Source organism: Paenibacillus lactis (assembly GCF_017873605.1).
Lineage (GTDB): Bacteria > Bacillota > Bacilli > Paenibacillales > Paenibacillaceae > Paenibacillus_AQ > Paenibacillus_AQ lactis.
Window position 1 is genome coordinate 12,891 of record NZ_JAGGKI010000014.1, and the last position, 16,605, is coordinate 29,495.

At 47.0% G+C, this 16,605-nt stretch carries 16 protein-coding genes; 8 read left to right on the plus strand and 8 right to left on the minus strand.

Annotated features, from left to right (window positions below; all coding sequences use genetic code 11):
- Positions 1 to 31 precede the first annotated feature (31 nt).
- The 6 genes from J2Z18_RS22085 to J2Z18_RS22110 all read left to right on the plus strand — a co-directional run bounded on the left by J2Z18_RS22085 (position 32) and on the right by J2Z18_RS22110 (position 4,924).
- Positions 32 to 643, plus strand: a complete 612-nt coding sequence (locus tag J2Z18_RS22085; protein ID WP_210095335.1) for a hypothetical protein — start codon at positions 32 to 34, stop codon at positions 641 to 643.
- Between the two features lie 808 nt (positions 644 to 1,451).
- Positions 1,452 to 2,846, plus strand: coding sequence for a WXG100 family type VII secretion target (locus J2Z18_RS22090; protein ID WP_245256132.1), 1,395 nt, complete (start codon positions 1,452 to 1,454; stop codon positions 2,844 to 2,846).
- A gap of 11 nt (positions 2,847 to 2,857) precedes the next feature.
- Complete coding sequence (locus J2Z18_RS22095) at positions 2,858 to 3,250, plus strand: YxiG family protein (protein ID WP_210095336.1); 393 nt, start codon at positions 2,858 to 2,860, stop codon at positions 3,248 to 3,250.
- Positions 3,251 to 3,567: 317 nt separating this feature from the next.
- Complete coding sequence (locus J2Z18_RS22100; RefSeq protein ID WP_210095337.1) at positions 3,568 to 3,930, plus strand: hypothetical protein; 363 nt, start codon at positions 3,568 to 3,570, stop codon at positions 3,928 to 3,930.
- 116 nt (positions 3,931 to 4,046) lie between these two features.
- On the plus strand, positions 4,047 to 4,418 hold the full coding sequence (locus J2Z18_RS22105; protein ID WP_210095338.1) for a YxxD family cognate immunity protein YxxD: 372 nt from the start codon (positions 4,047 to 4,049) through the stop codon (positions 4,416 to 4,418).
- Positions 4,415 to 4,924: a hypothetical protein gene (locus J2Z18_RS22110; protein WP_210095339.1), complete on the plus strand. Its 510-nt coding sequence runs from the start codon at positions 4,415 to 4,417 to the stop codon at positions 4,922 to 4,924. The genes J2Z18_RS22105 and J2Z18_RS22110 overlap by 4 nt, the downstream gene beginning before the upstream one ends.
- A 591-nt stretch (positions 4,925 to 5,515) precedes the next feature.
- Here the strand turns inward: J2Z18_RS22110 and J2Z18_RS22115 are convergent.
- The 7 genes from J2Z18_RS22115 to ssuC form a co-directional block, all read right to left on the minus strand.
- Positions 5,516 to 6,178 (minus strand): hypothetical protein, encoded by a 663-nt coding sequence (locus tag J2Z18_RS22115; protein ID WP_210095340.1) that lies wholly within the window; start codon positions 6,176 to 6,178, stop codon positions 5,516 to 5,518.
- Positions 6,179 to 6,540: 362 nt separating this feature from the next.
- The gene (locus tag J2Z18_RS22120) at positions 6,541 to 7,527 is read right to left on the minus strand and encodes an ABC transporter substrate-binding protein (RefSeq protein ID WP_210095341.1); all 987 of its coding nucleotides are present in this window, start codon (positions 7,525 to 7,527) and stop codon (positions 6,541 to 6,543) included.
- Between the two features lie 27 nt (positions 7,528 to 7,554).
- Positions 7,555 to 8,697: an LLM class flavin-dependent oxidoreductase gene (locus tag J2Z18_RS22125; protein WP_210095342.1), complete on the minus strand. Its 1,143-nt coding sequence runs from the start codon at positions 8,695 to 8,697 to the stop codon at positions 7,555 to 7,557.
- Position 8,698: 1 nt separating this feature from the next.
- The gene (locus J2Z18_RS22130; protein WP_144878732.1) at positions 8,699 to 9,598 is read right to left on the minus strand and encodes an aliphatic sulfonate ABC transporter substrate-binding protein; all 900 of its coding nucleotides are present in this window, start codon (positions 9,596 to 9,598) and stop codon (positions 8,699 to 8,701) included.
- Positions 9,595 to 10,611 (minus strand): ABC transporter substrate-binding protein, encoded by a 1,017-nt coding sequence (locus J2Z18_RS22135; protein ID WP_144878733.1) that lies wholly within the window; start codon positions 10,609 to 10,611, stop codon positions 9,595 to 9,597. Before J2Z18_RS22135 ends, J2Z18_RS22130 begins: the two co-directional genes overlap by 4 nt.
- 229 nt (positions 10,612 to 10,840) lie before the next feature.
- A complete protein-coding gene (locus tag J2Z18_RS22140; RefSeq protein WP_210095343.1) occupies positions 10,841 to 11,638 on the minus strand; it encodes an ATP-binding cassette domain-containing protein in 798 nt (265 codons plus the stop codon).
- 13 nt (positions 11,639 to 11,651) lie between these two features.
- Complete coding sequence (gene ssuC, locus J2Z18_RS22145; RefSeq protein WP_210095344.1) at positions 11,652 to 12,434, minus strand: aliphatic sulfonate ABC transporter permease SsuC; 783 nt, start codon at positions 12,432 to 12,434, stop codon at positions 11,652 to 11,654.
- Positions 12,435 to 12,716: 282 nt separating this feature from the next.
- On the opposite strand from ssuC, the gene J2Z18_RS22150 reads away from it, so the two are divergent.
- Positions 12,717 to 13,199 (plus strand): hypothetical protein, encoded by a 483-nt coding sequence (locus J2Z18_RS22150; RefSeq protein WP_245256133.1) that lies wholly within the window; start codon positions 12,717 to 12,719, stop codon positions 13,197 to 13,199.
- A gap of 223 nt (positions 13,200 to 13,422) precedes the next feature.
- Here the strand turns inward: J2Z18_RS22150 and J2Z18_RS22155 are convergent, their stop codons facing one another.
- Positions 13,423 to 15,234: an Ig-like domain-containing protein gene (locus tag J2Z18_RS22155; RefSeq protein WP_210095345.1), complete on the minus strand. Its 1,812-nt coding sequence runs from the start codon at positions 15,232 to 15,234 to the stop codon at positions 13,423 to 13,425.
- A 523-nt stretch (positions 15,235 to 15,757) separates the two neighbouring features.
- Between J2Z18_RS22155 and J2Z18_RS22160 the strand changes: the two genes are divergently transcribed.
- Positions 15,758 to 16,492 carry an SMI1/KNR4 family protein gene (locus tag J2Z18_RS22160; protein ID WP_210095346.1) on the plus strand — a complete coding sequence of 245 codons (735 nt, stop codon included), beginning with the start codon at positions 15,758 to 15,760 and terminating at the stop codon, positions 16,490 to 16,492.
- The last annotated feature ends 113 nt before the right edge of the window (positions 16,493 to 16,605 follow it).

Here is a 16,605-nt window from a genome sequence, read left to right on the forward strand (position 1 = left end):
AACGGATTATGGTACGTAAGGAGGGGATTTTATGATTAACACAACTTCTGATAACACATCTCATTTTAGCACTTTGAAGATGGTTACCTTTACTTATGCTTACTTTGGGGAGTTGGGAAAGGAAGGTAATGGTTTCAGGGTTTTCGTTAAGTTCCCTTCGATTCAATCGAGCAACTCCCCGTATCTGTTTATTGTGAATTCTATAGGTGGAATAAATCCTAGATCCAAGGCCGATGAGATATACAATGCAATAATAAATATCACCATGCAGTTTGGAATAAATCTATCCAAAGTAAAGGTTGTCCTAGACCTACTTGGATTTACAGGCATTGGAAAGGATCATTTATTTGATTGGGTATTTAAAGAGATCAATGGACAAATAACAGAAGAAATTGTTAACAAACGAATATTTACAGATGATGATAAAATTTTTTTAGAGGAGTATTATGAAAATTACTTAAGTATTTTCACCAAGTCGTCGCTAAATAATAAGCAAAAAGCAGAAATTGCAGCGTACGCTTTGGCTGATAAATGTTATGATTCGTATACCATTGAGAACATCACTAAAAACTTCAAATATGTCCTTAGTAAAGCCGTACAAAACAAAGAAGGTATCAAGTCGGCATTTATCAAAAAAAATTAAAGTTGATCCGAGCCTTTTGAAGGACTTTACGATGAGGGGCTTACTCATTCATGCCCTAGGGCGATCCCAACGATGTACAGATGGATGCTTCCTTTGACTAGTTATGAATCGACGAGAATAGCGATTCATGGTCAGCACTAGCATTAACAGAAACTGCTACTACTTGCGGTGCATCGACTTTGCGTTGAAGATGTCTTTACTTTCCAGGATATATTTGTTTCCATGACCCCAGACTTACACGCATCCACAATTCATTTAATCAACGAAACATAAGATCCAAAGTCTCCAGGATTAGCATTGAGTTGTTGATATTTATGCAGTCTGTATCCTTTTTGTAACAGGAGAACTCTTTAATCCGTAAAATGCAGTCGGCACATCTGATGAATCTGATCAAGAGAGCAGATGAACTCCTTCTCCAAATATCCAGCCTGCTAGAATTGCCCTACCAATCATACCATTCCGTTTTAAAATATAGGACTTAAAGACAAGTACTAATAATTCTTTTCTAAACATTTCAGTGCAAGCAAGGGCGAGAATAATGGAGGATAAATTAATCCATCAACTCGCCCACTTTAAGGTATGTCATGTTCCGTGACTCCCTACATCCTCCCACTAATAATAATGGTCATATTACTGAAAACCTCGCTCGTAATAAAGTCCCATATCTAACTGAGAAAAAGATCCTAGTTTTAAGTGACATAGCAAGGCCTCGAGAACCTTTTCCATATAATTCAAGTGGAGTAAAATATTTAAGTTAGCTATGATCGGAGATCGGGTTCAATCCCGAAAGCAAGATGGAGAGGTTATTATGAGTAGAATTTTGGTCACACCGGAGATGCTGCTGCGCGTTGCAGAGCAATGCTCCAGTGCGCATGAACAGCTGGAAGCAATGATATACATGTTGAACCAGAACATTCATATGCTGGAGTCTGCCTGGGAAGGTACGACGAGATCCCGTTTTTACGCGGATTTTCAGCAGGCGCATCGGGAGATGACGCAGACCACGGAGCATATCCATCGGACAAGCCTGGAGCTGAGAGGGATAGCCCAACGATTTAAGTCAGCAGATGAGCGGGGACAACCGATCCAAGTTGCTGGGCATGTGCTGGGAACATTCCCTATGATGAGGGGACCCGCAGGCTATAGGGCCGTAGAGGATATGGGGAGAAAAGCGGAGGAAACCTGGAATTCGGTGCAACATGAAGCCGGGAAGGCATGGGACACCGTGAAGCAAGAAGCAGGGGAACTATGGGAGGGCGTAAAGATCGGGGCCGCCCAGTTAGGGAACTCATTAAAGGATACGGGGATATCCTTGTACGAAGATCCGCTTGGAACCGGGAAAGAGATGCTCTATAATGCAACCATCGGGACGGTCGAGGAGATTTGGAACACGGGGATATGGGCCGGCCGAATGCTTTTTAGCAATGAGTACCGCGAAAAAGTTGCAGAAGACGTAAAGGTAGAAGTCGATTCAGCAGGCGGTTGGTCCAATTATTTGGGGCAGGCGGCAGCTTTGATCGTTGGGGAGGTTATTCTCAACCGTGCTGGAATCAGGGGGGGAGGCCCCCTGAATAATAAGCATAATGATCGTGGTGGCGGAAACAGTGGCGGTAGTGGTGCCGGTAATGGAAGCGGTAGCGGTGGTGGTAGTGGTAGCGGTAATGGTGCCGGTAATGGCAGCGGTAGCGGTGGTGGTAGTGGTAGTGGTAATGGTGCCGGTAATGGCAGCAGTAGCGGTAGTGGTAGTGGTAGTGGTAGTGGTAGTGGTAGTGGTAATGGTGCCGGTAATGGCAGCGGTAGCGGTGGCGGTGATGATAGCGGCGATCGTGACGGTGAGGATGAAGGCAATAAGTCGGAGGATGAGGGCTCAGGTGCTGCTGAATTCGTTCCTACGCCAGAATCAAATAAAGCTCTTGCTGATAAAATAGCTCAGGATTTAGGAGGAACTATTAAGCCTGCAAAAGGTGATGGATGGACGGTAAATATACCGATTACTTACAATGAAAAAACTTCAGAGATTACGTTAAGAGTTATGAACACAAGCAAAATGAACGACAATTACTGGAGGCTTTCTGTTCAAGGCAAACCAGCAGTTGATATCAATGGGAATTTTAGTAACGATATTGTGCCTACTCATATCCCGATAACAGGAAATACCTATGATGATATTGTAAAGATCATTAACAAATTAACTGGTAAATAGGAGTGTGTAATATGGCAAACTTAGAAGAACTAACATCGCTGTTATGGAGTTGTGAAATTACATCTTATAAGTTCAATTTTGAAGATCATTCAATTTCATTAGAGATAAAGAGAGTGTTCAATAATGAAACAACAGTATTTGATGTAAAACTAAACGAAGTTTGTTCATTCTCATGGGTTAATGGAATGGGTGATGACAGGAAGAAATTGTATGATTGGGAGTATCTTGATTTAGTGTCCTTCGATACTATTAATGATACGAAGATACACATCATGGGGGATAGTTTTCTAAACCAGTACTATCAAGCCCCTAATATATGTTTGGAAATCGGGAATTCTGTTCTCTTGGTAGAAGCTAAGTACCTTTCTATTAATAATGAGAGATTTGAATTGCTAGATAGTTGAGTGATAGTAACCTCGATTGGTCATATGTCTTTGAAGGTTTATTTTTTAACCAAAGATCATGCCCACTCGCCGCGCACCATACACGAAGATTTAGCAGGCGGGGGGATAACAAGCCAAGTATATTCATCTTTCATGTCAGTGCGAGGATTAGATCAAATTGGTAATCATCCAATTAGTTTAATGGGATGCGGTGAACTATCGAATGCATTTGCCTGTGGATCTTTGGTCGCGCACTCTTCCGGATATTGCAGTACCAGGGTATACGCAAGCTTTGTTGGTGATATAAAACACTAAACAGCTATACGCAGGGGTGGCGAATGACTTTGAAGAAACCTTTGAAGATCATAGCAATCGGTATTATTGGCATCGTTTTTCTTATCGTTATATTCGCAGGTATCTATATCAATAATATTGGATTCCATAACTTTAAGCTCATGTACACGTTGAGTACAAAGGATAAATTAATAGTCCCAATGGATAAGGAGGGACATTATCTGGCAAGAGAGGATCGTTCCGTTGAGCTTCTAAAAGAGCGAATGAGCAGTGAAGGATGGAGCTATGTCCAGCAAGAAGGCTCTAATTATTTTTTTGAAAAGGGAAATGAAGAAACGATCGTTACCATACAGCAATGGAATCATAAATATGTTATTTATCAGGTAAAGATAACGTCATCAATATAGCGGACTAGGTAAGCAGCTATGGTAATCACCCTCATCATTGCTATTTGAAATGGTGGGGGTTTGTTTTAATTCATTCTTCAGCAACTTTAAATAAGGCTGCATCAAAGAGGATATCTATGGAAGTAGATTCTTTATTTATAACATTAAGGGAGTATGAAGGTGTAGAGATCATATTAGAGTGGAGCAGTGGATTAAGAATTGTAGGCAAAACAGACACATTTTTTGAGACAGACAATGGATTAGATGATGATCACCCCGAGTACGCAGAATATTATGCAACTGCATTTCAAGTAAATCAAATTTTATCCTATCCTTCTATTAACGAAGGCAGTGTATATAATTGGTTGAAAGAAGGAAAAAGTTCATTGGTTGAAATTTCCCTCTATGAAGATCCACCCAGTTCAGTATGTTTAACCGACGGAAAAAGAGTATGGGAAAGGGAGAAATTTATAAATAATCAGGAAGGCGGAAGGAGGCAAGTGAATTGAGGAAAAAAACCAGGACTGTACTGATTTCTTACTCTGTAATAACTCTGATTATCTTTTCTATATTTTTGATTAGTCAAAACATCACGAACGATAGGGATTCAAAAATGAAACTGGAATCTATAATTGGTAATTCCGTATTTGAAGTGTGGAATTTTTATCACGATCTCGGAAACCTTCAAGATGTGGATGGTAATAGCATTCAGGAAATCAATAATCGGCTATATCGTGTAGAGAGCTATTCTAAAGTTATAGATTCGGGAGTATCGACAGAGTTATTAGTTCCTATTGCCAATAAAATGAATACTCAAATTAGCGCAATATCCTCAAACTATAATGAAACAGGGGAAATAACTGAAGCTGATCAGGAAATATTCAATCAATTGTCCCAAGATGCAAGAAAGATCTCTGAGCTGATTACAGAAGTTTATTATCAAAATAATATTCATCAAGAAGGGAAAATCAAACTTAACATTACGAACTATGAAGAGTTGACGAAATTTAAATAATTTAAATTCACACAAGAAGAAATAGGACTTTATCCGATCGCGGGCGAATTGCTTGTCGTTCTGTCTCCATACAAAACATGGACGGAGCAGCAGTTCGTTTTGCCTGTGTCTGTTAAACAGAGTGCAACGGAACCGTTGTTCCACAGGTAGAATCACAAGAATATATAGATCAGAAGAACGGTGGATAAAAAGGAAATCGAGGAAACGGCACTTAAGAGGTTGGACTGCTTCGGAGTATGATTCGTATTCATTTTTGAAATGGTTAATCGATGAATGCCAAAAAAGAGCATTAAGCTAACGACCCATAAGAGGATGTTGAATAATCCGTTATTCCCTCGATTAATTAAATGAACAATGAATCCAGAAAAGTAATACCATATGAATCCAATGCAAACATTCAATATCAGGGCAGCTGTGATTTTCGCCTTCATGGCATACTCCTTTCAAATTCCATTATCAAACATATTATATCATAAAAGGAATATAAGTCGACGGGGACCTTCAGTACGGAAACCAGAAAAAAGGACACCAAGTCCTAAATAGACCTCGTGCCCTCCAATCAACGGATTCATATTGTTCGTGTACTTCTTGTTATTTCACGAATGAGTCCGGCAGCTTCAGGGAAACGACAGCATCGTCAGTCTCCTGCAACCCCGAATCACTTAGAAATTGCTCGCGGAGCTCTTTTTTACTCTTACCTAATGCATACTTAACGCTAATATCAACGACATTGCCATGCGAACGAAATGCGGGGAATTGGTCCAACGAAAAAACAACCGCATTCGCTTGATAAGTCTTCGAATCATCATCGCCGCAAGGAGATTTGGAATCATCCGGGCATAGGTTTACGGTAATGGGACGGTGCCGCGGATTGTGCTTGGCTGTTTCCCCATTGATGGAGCCGTCGATGTACTGGATGCTGATTTCCCGATCGTTCCTCGTATTCTCGACCGCAGAAACGACATACAGCCGATCCGGAACGGCTTGATTATTCTCGTTGACGGCATCTTTCACCAAGAAAACGTACTGGTACCGGATGCTGATATTGTCTTCGATCTCCGAGATTTCGGTCAAAGGCTCCGTATTCACGGATCCGGCGGATTTGATCCCTTCCAACTCATAGATTGCGCTTAATATCGATTGGGGGTCCGTGTTCAGCGGGACAGTTTGTTTGACGGACGTGCTGCAGCCGCTAAAAAGGGCAGCGAAGGCCATGAAGATGGCTATGATATATCGGTTCTTTTTGCGAATCACGCCTTTCCCAATCCTCCCTTACAACGGCATGTACAATCATGGTTGATATATGAAGCTATCAAAACTAAGTTAATGGAATTCATGGCATAATGCAAGCCAGGGCAGTACATAGGGAGGGGTGAAGGTGAAGACGGATCAAAGATCCTTAATGGCTGCGTGAAAAGTTACCTTTAACCGAAAGCCGAATCCAGAACTTGAAGATCCATCACCACTTTCTGCATTGACGGTCCGATGTATTGTTGAACATGAAAAAAAGGACACCAAGTCCTTAGCAGACCTCGTGCCCTCGAAGGGTTGCATATTGGAATTTTTACCGAGCAATGCTCGACGCTCACCGCTCCTCTAACCTTCCTCAAGCGGCTTCACTTCAACGTCCTCACATCCACCGTATTGGATAGGACATCCACTTCATTCGGGATAATCCCTTTCTCAAACATATAATCGGCGACTGCTTGCCAACGTTGGCGGACGGTGTCATCAATCGAGTCAAACGGGTATAAAGAGCCTTCCAGCTGCTGACGGGCGACGGCTTCGGAGACGCCTTGGATGTCCTGAATTAATTGGACGGTGTGATCGACGTCGCCGGATAGAAGCGCGGACTCTTCATTCAAGCCTTCGAACACTTCATGGACGAGCTCAGGATGCTCCTTCAGGAAGCCGTTTCGCACAATATACACCGTATCATTCTCGGATTCGATGTCGCCTGCGGAAATGACCAGCTCTGCACCGAAGTCGACGAGCGCCACGGCGGTGAAGGACCCCCATGTCGCCCAAGCATCGACTTGCCCGCTTTCAAAGGCCGGTCCCGCTTCCGTTGGCGGAAGATAGACGATCTCGACTTCGCTTGCATCGAGTCCGCCTTTCTCCAATGCTTTATATAGTAAGTATTCGCCCGTGCCGCCGCGGTTGACGGCGATTTTCTTGCCCCGGAGGTCGGAAGGCCCCTTGATGCCGGCTTCCGGCTTGGCCACAATGCCTTGATTATCTTGATCGCCAGGCTGCTTCGCAAAAATCGTGAATTCCGAGGAGCCTCCGACAAGGGCGCTGATGGCTGCCGTAATCGAGCCGATCGTGATATCGATCGAACCGGCGTTTAACGCCTCGATCGCTGGCGACATGGCGGCGAAACCGCCAGTTTTTTCAATGCTCGCTCCGGCTGCTTCCAGCCTTTTATACAGGGGCCCGCCTTCCTCTGATAAACTTAGTGGCTGGGCACTGCGCAGGATGCCAAGACGAACGGGGACGGCTTCATTCTCGGCACTGGCTTGTTTCGCTTGGCCGGCTTTACCGCAAGCCGATAACGTAACTAACAGAATTACTAATAGTAAATGTAAGCTTATTTTTCGCATAGGACACTTCCCTTTTTGCCGGATCGTTTAGTGGATGTTATGAGCCCACGTGAAGACCTTCTCCTGTTCTTCTAGCTTCGGCGTCGTTACGGCCTCACGGTTCACGCGCAGATGGGGCAGGATGTATTCTCCTACACGGTAAGCTTCTTCAAGCAGCGGAACACCGGAGAAAATAAACGTTGAAATGCCCGCATCCTGATACTCTCTTATGCGCGCCAGAACGGTTGCCGGACTGCCAACGATCGTGGTGCCCGGACCTGGTCGTACCAGACTCATCCCGGCCCATAAATCCGGATAAATTTCGAGCTCCCGCGCGTCTTTCGGAATTTGGCCGTTGTGATTGCGAAGCATGCGCTGCTGCCCCACTGAATCGCTGTTTCGAAGAATGGCTTGCATATGCTCCACGGTCTGCGGATCCATCGTCTTGAGCAGCCGGTCCGCTTCTTGCCAAGCTTCCTCATCCGTATCCCGCACGATCAGATACAGCCGGATGCCATACCGCATCGTACGGCCTTGCTCTGCCGCTAAAGCCTGAAGATCTTGAATCTTCTCGGCGACCTGCGGAGGCGTTTCGCCCCAGCTCAGGTACGTATCGATGTGCTTGGCGGCCGTGAGGTGAGCCGCTTGCGACGAACCGCCGAACCACAGGGGCGGCGTTGGCTTCTGCTTGGAGGTGAGCTGCAAGGCTTTGCCTTCGGCGGTAATATACTTGCCATGGAAATCCAGGTGTTCTCCGGCCACGGCTTGCTTCCACACCTGAATCCATTCATCCGTGTAGGCATAACGCTCATCATGCCCAAGCGTTGATCCATAGGCGCGCATTTGCGCCGTGTTCCCGTTCACGATGTTTAATAGGACGCGTCCTCCAGAGAAATCATCGAACGTCTGCGTCATTTTCGCGGCGAGCACGGGGGAAATCAGCGGCGGATGCACAGCGATGAGAAAACGCATATTGTTCGTGCTGGAGATCAGGGAGGAGCCCAGCACCCACGTATCATGCGGGCCCGTTGCCAGCAAGGCGCCGGTAAATCCCAATTGGTCGACAGCCGAGGCAATCTGCCTCAGGTAAGGCAAATCGATTTTGCGCGCGCCATCCGTTGACCAAGGACTGCGGCCATCCGGCGCGGTTAAATACCAATACACTTCAACGTTCTCTTGGTGTGCAGCCATGCTATTCTCCTCCAATTTCTACGGGTACGGGCAGAACGGCATCGGAAACGACAATGCTTTTCGGCAAAATATGCTGTCTTGCTAACAGATCGGCAACCCGCTGCTGTTCGGTTATGAACTCCTCGGTAATCGGCTGCAGCCCCCAAGGTCTCCGCCGAAGCGCGGCTTCCCATGAATCCGCGGATGGCCAATCGGGCAGGTCCCGGGCAAACAGCTCCGCCGCTTCGCGCGTGTTGTCTTGAATCCATTGATCTGCTTGCTGCAGCGCTTCAACGACGGCCTTAAGCAGCTGCGGCTGATTCGTCGCAAAATCCCGGCTGGCAAACCATACGGAACGGTGGGAGATATGGGACTCAAGCGGCACCAGCGTGCGAACGAGACCTTTGTTATGCAGCTCCGTCAGCTGCGGATCGTTGCCGACCCAAGCCTCCACCTCGCCGGCCAGCAGTGCTTTTGCCCCCTCATTGCCTATATCCGCACGAGCGACATCATCATATAGAATGCCTGCCTTATCGAGCGCGGTTGCGAGAAAGCTCGTATGCCAGGACCCTTCGGACAGCGCAATGCGCAAGCCTTTCAAATCCGCAACGGATTGCACCGGCGATTCCTTGCGCACGACTAAGGCGCCGCTGGCTGTACGAGGATTCGATACCGCAACGTAGACGATATCGATACCCGACGCCTGCGCGGTTAAAGGCGGGGTAGACCCTGTACCGCCGAAGTCGATTTCGCCGGATGCGATCCGCAGCGGCGTCCTCGCTCCGTCGGTGTAATCAACCCAGGCAACGGTTGCGTTAAGGTCTTTAAGAATCTCTTCCAAAAAGCTCAAGCGGCGCAATACGAATAACGAATGATTATTAGGATGAACGCCGATGGTTACGTCTGCTTTCGTTTGAGTCATGTGAGGGACACTCCTTTGGCAATGTTTTGTTCAGCCGCGGCTAACGGTTCTTGAAGAATCCAGTCCCATACGTTTACGGGATTCGGGAGGAAACCATGCTCGAACAGGAATCTGCTCTGGGCTTCAAGCGCTTTTAAATAGTCTTCACGCAGTGACGGTCGAAGGGAAATATTGCGATAAGCTGAGGCAACATATTCGGAGGAAGCGCCGGTTTCCTTCGTAACGACCCGAATGAAATCCTCGGGATGATCTTTGGACCAATCGGCGGCGCGAAGCAGAGAAGTGAGAATCTGCTCCACGACATGCTCCTGCTCCGTTAAGGCCGTATCGACCGTCACGGTTCGGGGCACGCCATTGTTGACTCGCACCAGCGGATCCGGATGGAACCCGAGCTCGATCACTTCCTTTAGCCCGACCGTACGGGCGACCTCCAGTCCGGTAGCTCCTTTGACAAAAACAGCATCGATCTCACGCCGCTGCAGCGCCTCAATTTCGGTATTCCAGGAATCCCTTCTTCCTTCACGAGCCGCTTCAAGATGTGTGATGTTGACGTCATCCAGCGTAAGATTCGCCAGCGAGAGCGCATTATGAAACCCGCGAAGCGCTTGGGCCGCTCGAAAATCGATCTCCAAATATCGATGACGAGGAATCCCTATTCGTTTTCCGCGCAAATCGCCAGGCCCCTGAATATCCGAGTCGGGAAGGGTGAGGATGGCTTGATATTCATCGACCCAGCTTAGTCCGATCAGCCGCGTATCGCTTCCGGTTGAGCGTGCCCATAAAGCCGGAATGTTGCCTCCTTCCCGCACCAGGAATGGCAAGGTGTGATTAAAATGCGCATCAGGCAAAGCTTGACGGGTGTCTCGCGTTAGCTCCGCTGCCGTACATCCGGACTTTTCAAGCTCCTGATCAAGCAGCCCGAGGTCAAGGGCCAAACTGGCTGCTGTCGGAACGGGGCAGCGGGTAATCCTAATTTCTTTTACGATTTCTTGCGGACTATCGATGTTGGGCATGGTTTCTATAGCTCCTTTCTTTTTCTAGATATCAGAACGTATAAACTTCGGAGAATCTGCTGCCTGGTATCGCAAGAGAAACTACCGCTAAACGCGGTCTGTCTTCTTTGAAAGTACGTCGATAGACGTTTTTCTTACGGTTTCACGTCCGGTCAAACGCTCGCTTGTGATCCACCTCCTTCAAGAAATGGTTATGGAATTCCCTCCCGAGCGGGATGGCGTTAGACACCTATGAACCTTTCTTTAATGGATAGGGGAGGTTTTCTGCTTCATGCCGGCTTGCCACTTCGGTTATGCCCAAGACCCGTTTCAGGATGTGATCGATGAATGCGGCCACTTCGGCATTTCCCCGTTGACGGGGGCGCGGGAAAGAGACGGCTCGATCCATCGCGATCCGGCCCTCCTCAATGAGGACCACGCGATCGGCCAAGACGACAGCCTCTTCGACATCGTGCGTAATCAGGACGGTCGTAAATGGCTGCTGCTGCCAGAGTGATTCGATCAATTGCTGCATTTCAATGCGGGTCAATGCATCCAGCGCGCCTAAAGGCTCATCGAGCAGCAATAGTTTGGGCTGGCTGGCGAGCGCTCTGGCTAAGGCGACGCGCTGCTTCTGACCGCCGGAGAGCAAGGACGGCCAATCATTGGCCCGGGCACCGAGCCCAACCTGTTCTAAAGCGGCTTCGGCTTTATGACGATCTTCTTTTCGAAGTCCGATCGCTACATTATCGATGACCTTATTCCAGGGCAGCAGCCTGGCATCTTGAAACATCATCCGGGTCTCGGCATGCACATGGTGGACCGGATGGTCATTGATCCATACGCCTCCCGACGTGGCGGGCTCCAATCCGGCGATGACGCGCAATAGCGTGCTTTTCCCGCAGCCGCTTCGCCCGATGATGGCTATGAACTCTCCAGGCTTCACGTCTAACTCAACGCCTCGAAGTACAGGCTGTTCGCCAAAGCTTTTCTGTAATTGGGTTATACGAAGATGCACACCATGGGTAGAGGATTTCAGGGTCGACACATCCTTTCAGGGCTTAGTTGTGATAATTCGGGTTCCAGCGTAAGAACCGCCTCTCTAAGAGTTTGGCGATGGAATCGGCCAGCTTTCCAAATAAGGCATACAGCACAATGGTCAGCAGAATGATATCGGTTTGCATGTATTCTCTTGCATTCATGGCCAGAAAGCCGATGCCCGAATTCGTAGCAATCGTCTCGGATACGATCAGGGTGAGCCACATGATGCCTAAAGCGTAGCGGAGTCCGACCAGAATGGAAGGCAGGGCGCCGGGCAGAACGACTTTCCAGAAGAGCGAAGCGGTGCGCAGCCCGTATACGCTGCCCATTTCGATCAATCCGTTATCCACGGATCGGATGCCGTGCAAGGTATTGATGTAGACCGGGAATAACACGCCGATCGCGACCAAAAATATTTTCGACTCCTCGCCAATGCCAAACCATAGGACGACTAGAGGAATCATCGCCAGATGAGGAACATTGCGTACCATTTGAATCGTGGTATCCAACAATTTTTCAGCGATGGGCGATAAGCCGTTGATGAAGCCCAGTACAAGGCCGATTCCCCCGCCGATTAAGAAACCTATGAATGCTCTTTGAAAGCTGATGGAGACGTGTTCGATTAACTTTCCTGATAACAGCAAATCTTTGAAAGAAAATAAAACGTCTTGAGGCAGGGGGAGGATTTTCCTCGATATCACATCAAGATTGGATAATATGGCCCACACAACGATTAGTAAGATGGGGAGAACCCAAGGCAAACATTTTCCGATGAACGGATTGGACAGGAACCTTCTCGTCACTTCAACTCACCTGGCCTTTAAAAATAGGATCAAAAATAAAAGGCCACAACGCCAGCACAATATCTGCTGAGGCTGTGACCTCCATTTGAATGGTCGGTATCATTTGATATTTAATTATTCCTATAAGGTTAATATGGATTTGATTATACTTCCCGATTTTGGATTCGTCAACCGGAAATGTGCGAGTCCATGGAAGAGGTTATGTTAAAATATGGTGTAATGCAAATTCTCTCTTACGGAAAATACGTACTTGAGTGAAGATGATGTGTAGGAGTGTTTTATATGAACAAAAAAATAGTCTTGTTGTATCTTCTTCTTGTTACGTTGCTCATAACCTCCTGTTCGCCAAGAAACCACGATCGAATAGAAGAAGAATCCGGCGCGTTGGAGATAGTAAATATATATTTGTACCGTAAAGACTCCGGTCGCGTACAACCCGAACTGATCAATGTACAAAGTGATCCTGATTTGCTAAAGACTGCTGCACAATGGGCACATCGTGGAGAGTTTGAACCGTTGCCTGAAACCCAAGAAATAGAGCAAATGTATGTCTTTCAGTTTCAATTTCGGAACGGAGATACCATCCAAGATGTGTATTATATGTACGTTACGGACACGAGTAATAAGCAGTACATGAAGGAATTTGAAGGGAGTCTTAAAAAGGATACCGACAAATTTGACGATTTGGAAAAAGAACGGATACTAAATTTAATTGGACTTGAGAGCTGGAAAAAGGTTTCAGCATCAGACTTATTAAATTCGTGATCGTTACGTGGTAATCAGGGCGAATCTTATATAGACATGAAATGTGTGGGGACAAGAGTGTCTAATATATTATATGGTTTTGGGACGTTCCCCGTATATCACCCAAGGGTGCAATAACTAATATGAACCGCTCCCGCTGGAGGATGTGTTCATTCAAAGGTCACAACTCCAGCACAATTATCTGCTGAGGCTGTGACCTTCATTTAATTTTCGTCAACCGGAATTATTCTGACACAGGTGCATGAACGACCATCACGCTGGCATACGTCAAGCTTCCCTTATACTTCGCATAGATTATGGTTTCTCCCGGTTTATGGCCGATCAGATTTCCTTCCTCATCTACTTCGGCAATGTCCGGATTATCGCTGATAAACGTTGTTTGCTTGGTGATGTCGGTTTCCGTATTTGTGTTATAGTCATAGAATGTGACCTTCAGATCAAGACTCGAGCCTTCCATAACTGAATACTCGCCCGAATCCAGTTTGATAGACCCGAAGACGGGATCGAATTCGTCCGTATCTTCAGGGAATACCGTGACGTTTATTCTGGCAGTGAAACCCTCATACGTTGCTTCGACATAGGTTTGTCCCGGCATATGCCCCGTGATCCGGCCCAATGCATCGACATCTGCGATGGCGCTGTCCCCCGCGATGTATACTGCTGCGCTGGACAAATCATCCTTGACCCCGTCGGAATAAACTGCTTGAAGCACGGTTGTGACGCTTGCGCCTGCTTTCAATTTCTTCTCCTTATCCGTAAACGAGATACCCGTTAGCGTACGTTCCGCTGGCGGCCGGGCCTCAGAAGGAGATACCTTCATCAGCTGAAATTTATTGTCGTCCCCCCGCAAAACGGTTCCAGAGAAAATAAAGCCGCCGTCAGGGGTTGCTGCTGCGGTCCCAATGTTGTAAATTGGAGCCCCCTTAAACAATTCCCTGCTGATAAACCCGCCGTACGCGTCCACGTTTACCACATTGTATTGCTGTCTCCAATCCAAAGCGCCCTTAGTAGTATGTCCTCCCAACATGACGTAGCCGTCTTTTGTCTGGAGCAGGCGATTAAAGGATTCGGAATTCGTACCATCGCGATATGTTTTCTCCCATTGTACCTGTCCGTTCGAATCGGTTTTGGTAAGAACAGTTACACGTTTACGATCCATATATTTGGAGCTTAAGATCACATAACCTCCATCCTCCGAAGCAATAATCGATTGGCCAGTCCAGCGGCTGCCTGGGTCAGCGAATTGTTTCAACCAGACCTGTTGGCCTTGATCATCAATCTTCACCATCAGCAGCGCATCAAGTTCTTTCGATTCATATTCGACATTGCCTCCAAAGCCAACAGCGATATAACCGCCGTCAGTCGCGGGGATCAGATCGTATATAGAGTCGGCAGTACCCGAAAAACGGTGCCTTTTGTACCACAGCGTCTCTCCGTTTTTATCGATTTTTGTAATATTCGGTGTTTCATAGGCGACACCTCTTGAAATCCCTGTGCCGGCAATTAAAAAGCTGCCGTCGTCCGTTTCGACAATAGCTTCGGGGGTATTAGAGAATCCGTCATTGACCAGAGCCTTCTCCCACAGCACATTCCCCGATGAATCCAATCGGACTATGAACAACTGGTGGATGGGTTCACCGTCTCCCCTCGCTGAACCTACAACAAGGTATCCTCCGTCTTTTGGTTCAATGGCCAGATATGCCGTGCTGTTGTCCGAATTATTTTTCAGTTTCTGTTCCCATTCCACCTGTCCTTCCGCATCAAGCTTCAGAATATAGGACTTTTGAAACAAAGACCACTGCCAATCCTCCGGTCCAACCTTTTCCTTCTCGTATATGCTTCCTAAGGCTAAGTAGCCGCCGTCAGAAGTCGAGATCACTCCTTTCCCGGTGGAGTTGCTTCCGTAATCCCTGGACCATTCGACAGCTGATTGCACCTCTTCGGCAGCCGCATGTCCCAATCCGGACAGAAACCCAAACGTCAGCAGCACCCCGGCAATGCATACCGTAATAAACCGCGAAAAGATTCTTGTCATAATCAAACCCCTTTCGATACAAATGATGTATTTGACTTGAGAATTTGTTGATATCCTCTGTCAAATTCATTATTCATTTGATTCTAAGGTGTTGGTATCCCACAAACTTCATAATTCCCTACTGCATTGGAACCATCTTCCATATTTTGAATCTAATAATAAGTCGTGCTCATGGGACTAAAGGGAATACCTTCATGACTCTTTCCTTGCTATGAAAAAAAGAAGCCGGCGGATCCGCCGGATTTCCTAATATTTGTTCACCCGGAAGTTCGAAAGCATCACTCTATGAAAACGTAACAAGGGTGCTGGATCTTTGATAGAATGGTTTTTGACGAAAACAAATTATCCAAAGATAGGGGCAATCATTAGGTGTACGCTACCCCCGCAATCTTCAGCAAAATCAAAACTAAAGAAACCGAATAAACTAGATTGGATTCGTTGTGATGGGTGGAAGAAGGCTCTCTGGCAGGGAGTTCCGGAAGCTTGTTTAAGGATGTAGACGTCGAGGAGGTTGACTCAATTAATGAAAGCGACAATCGAAGGACTTCTCCGTGTATTAGGGGAGCATCATAAAGAGGCCCACGGCATTCCGGAAGCGGACATCCAGGCCAAGGAACAGAGCCTTGGCTTTCGGTTGCCGGTGGTCTTGCGGGATTATTATAAGAATTTGGGACGTTCCCCATATATCACCCAAGGGTGCAATAACCAATATGAACCGCTCCCGCTGCAAGATGTGTTCATTCCGGATAAAACGTTTTTCACGACAGACAAGGCATTCCTGGTCTTCTATCAAGTGGAGGAATCCGTGATCTATTGCGGGATCCGCATTCAGGATTTGGAGAAGGAGGATCCACCAGTCTATCTCTGCGCGTGGAACTCACCCGACTGGCAGCTGGAAAACCGGTCACTTCAGCATTTTCTAGCTGGTAAGGCATTTGTGCAGTTGGGCGTCGAGGATCGGCTGCCGTATTGGGCCATTTTCGATGAGAGCATGTGGGGCTTGTCCGACTATTGCCGCAGCATGCATTTGGAGCGGGAGCATGAGATTGATGAGGGGTCAGAGCTGAATGCATGGAAAATCTACGTAAAGGATGATGTGCTGATTGTGTTCGAGCTCTACGTATCCGAAGAGGAAACGGATGACGTGTTGGCTGTGTACCTGGCGTCTTTCGAGCGAGCCAATTTGGGGAAGCTGTTGAGCGGGATGGGGCGAGTGGCCAACTTGCCTGCGTTTCGATCGAATCTGTCAGAATCGTGATGATTCTTGTGTAGTACGTTGCAGATTTGGCGATTCTGATAGGCACTTACGGCTGAGCGAAGCTGCGTATAAGAGAGGACCTTGGAACCTTTTCCAGTTATTTGAAGTAGGGT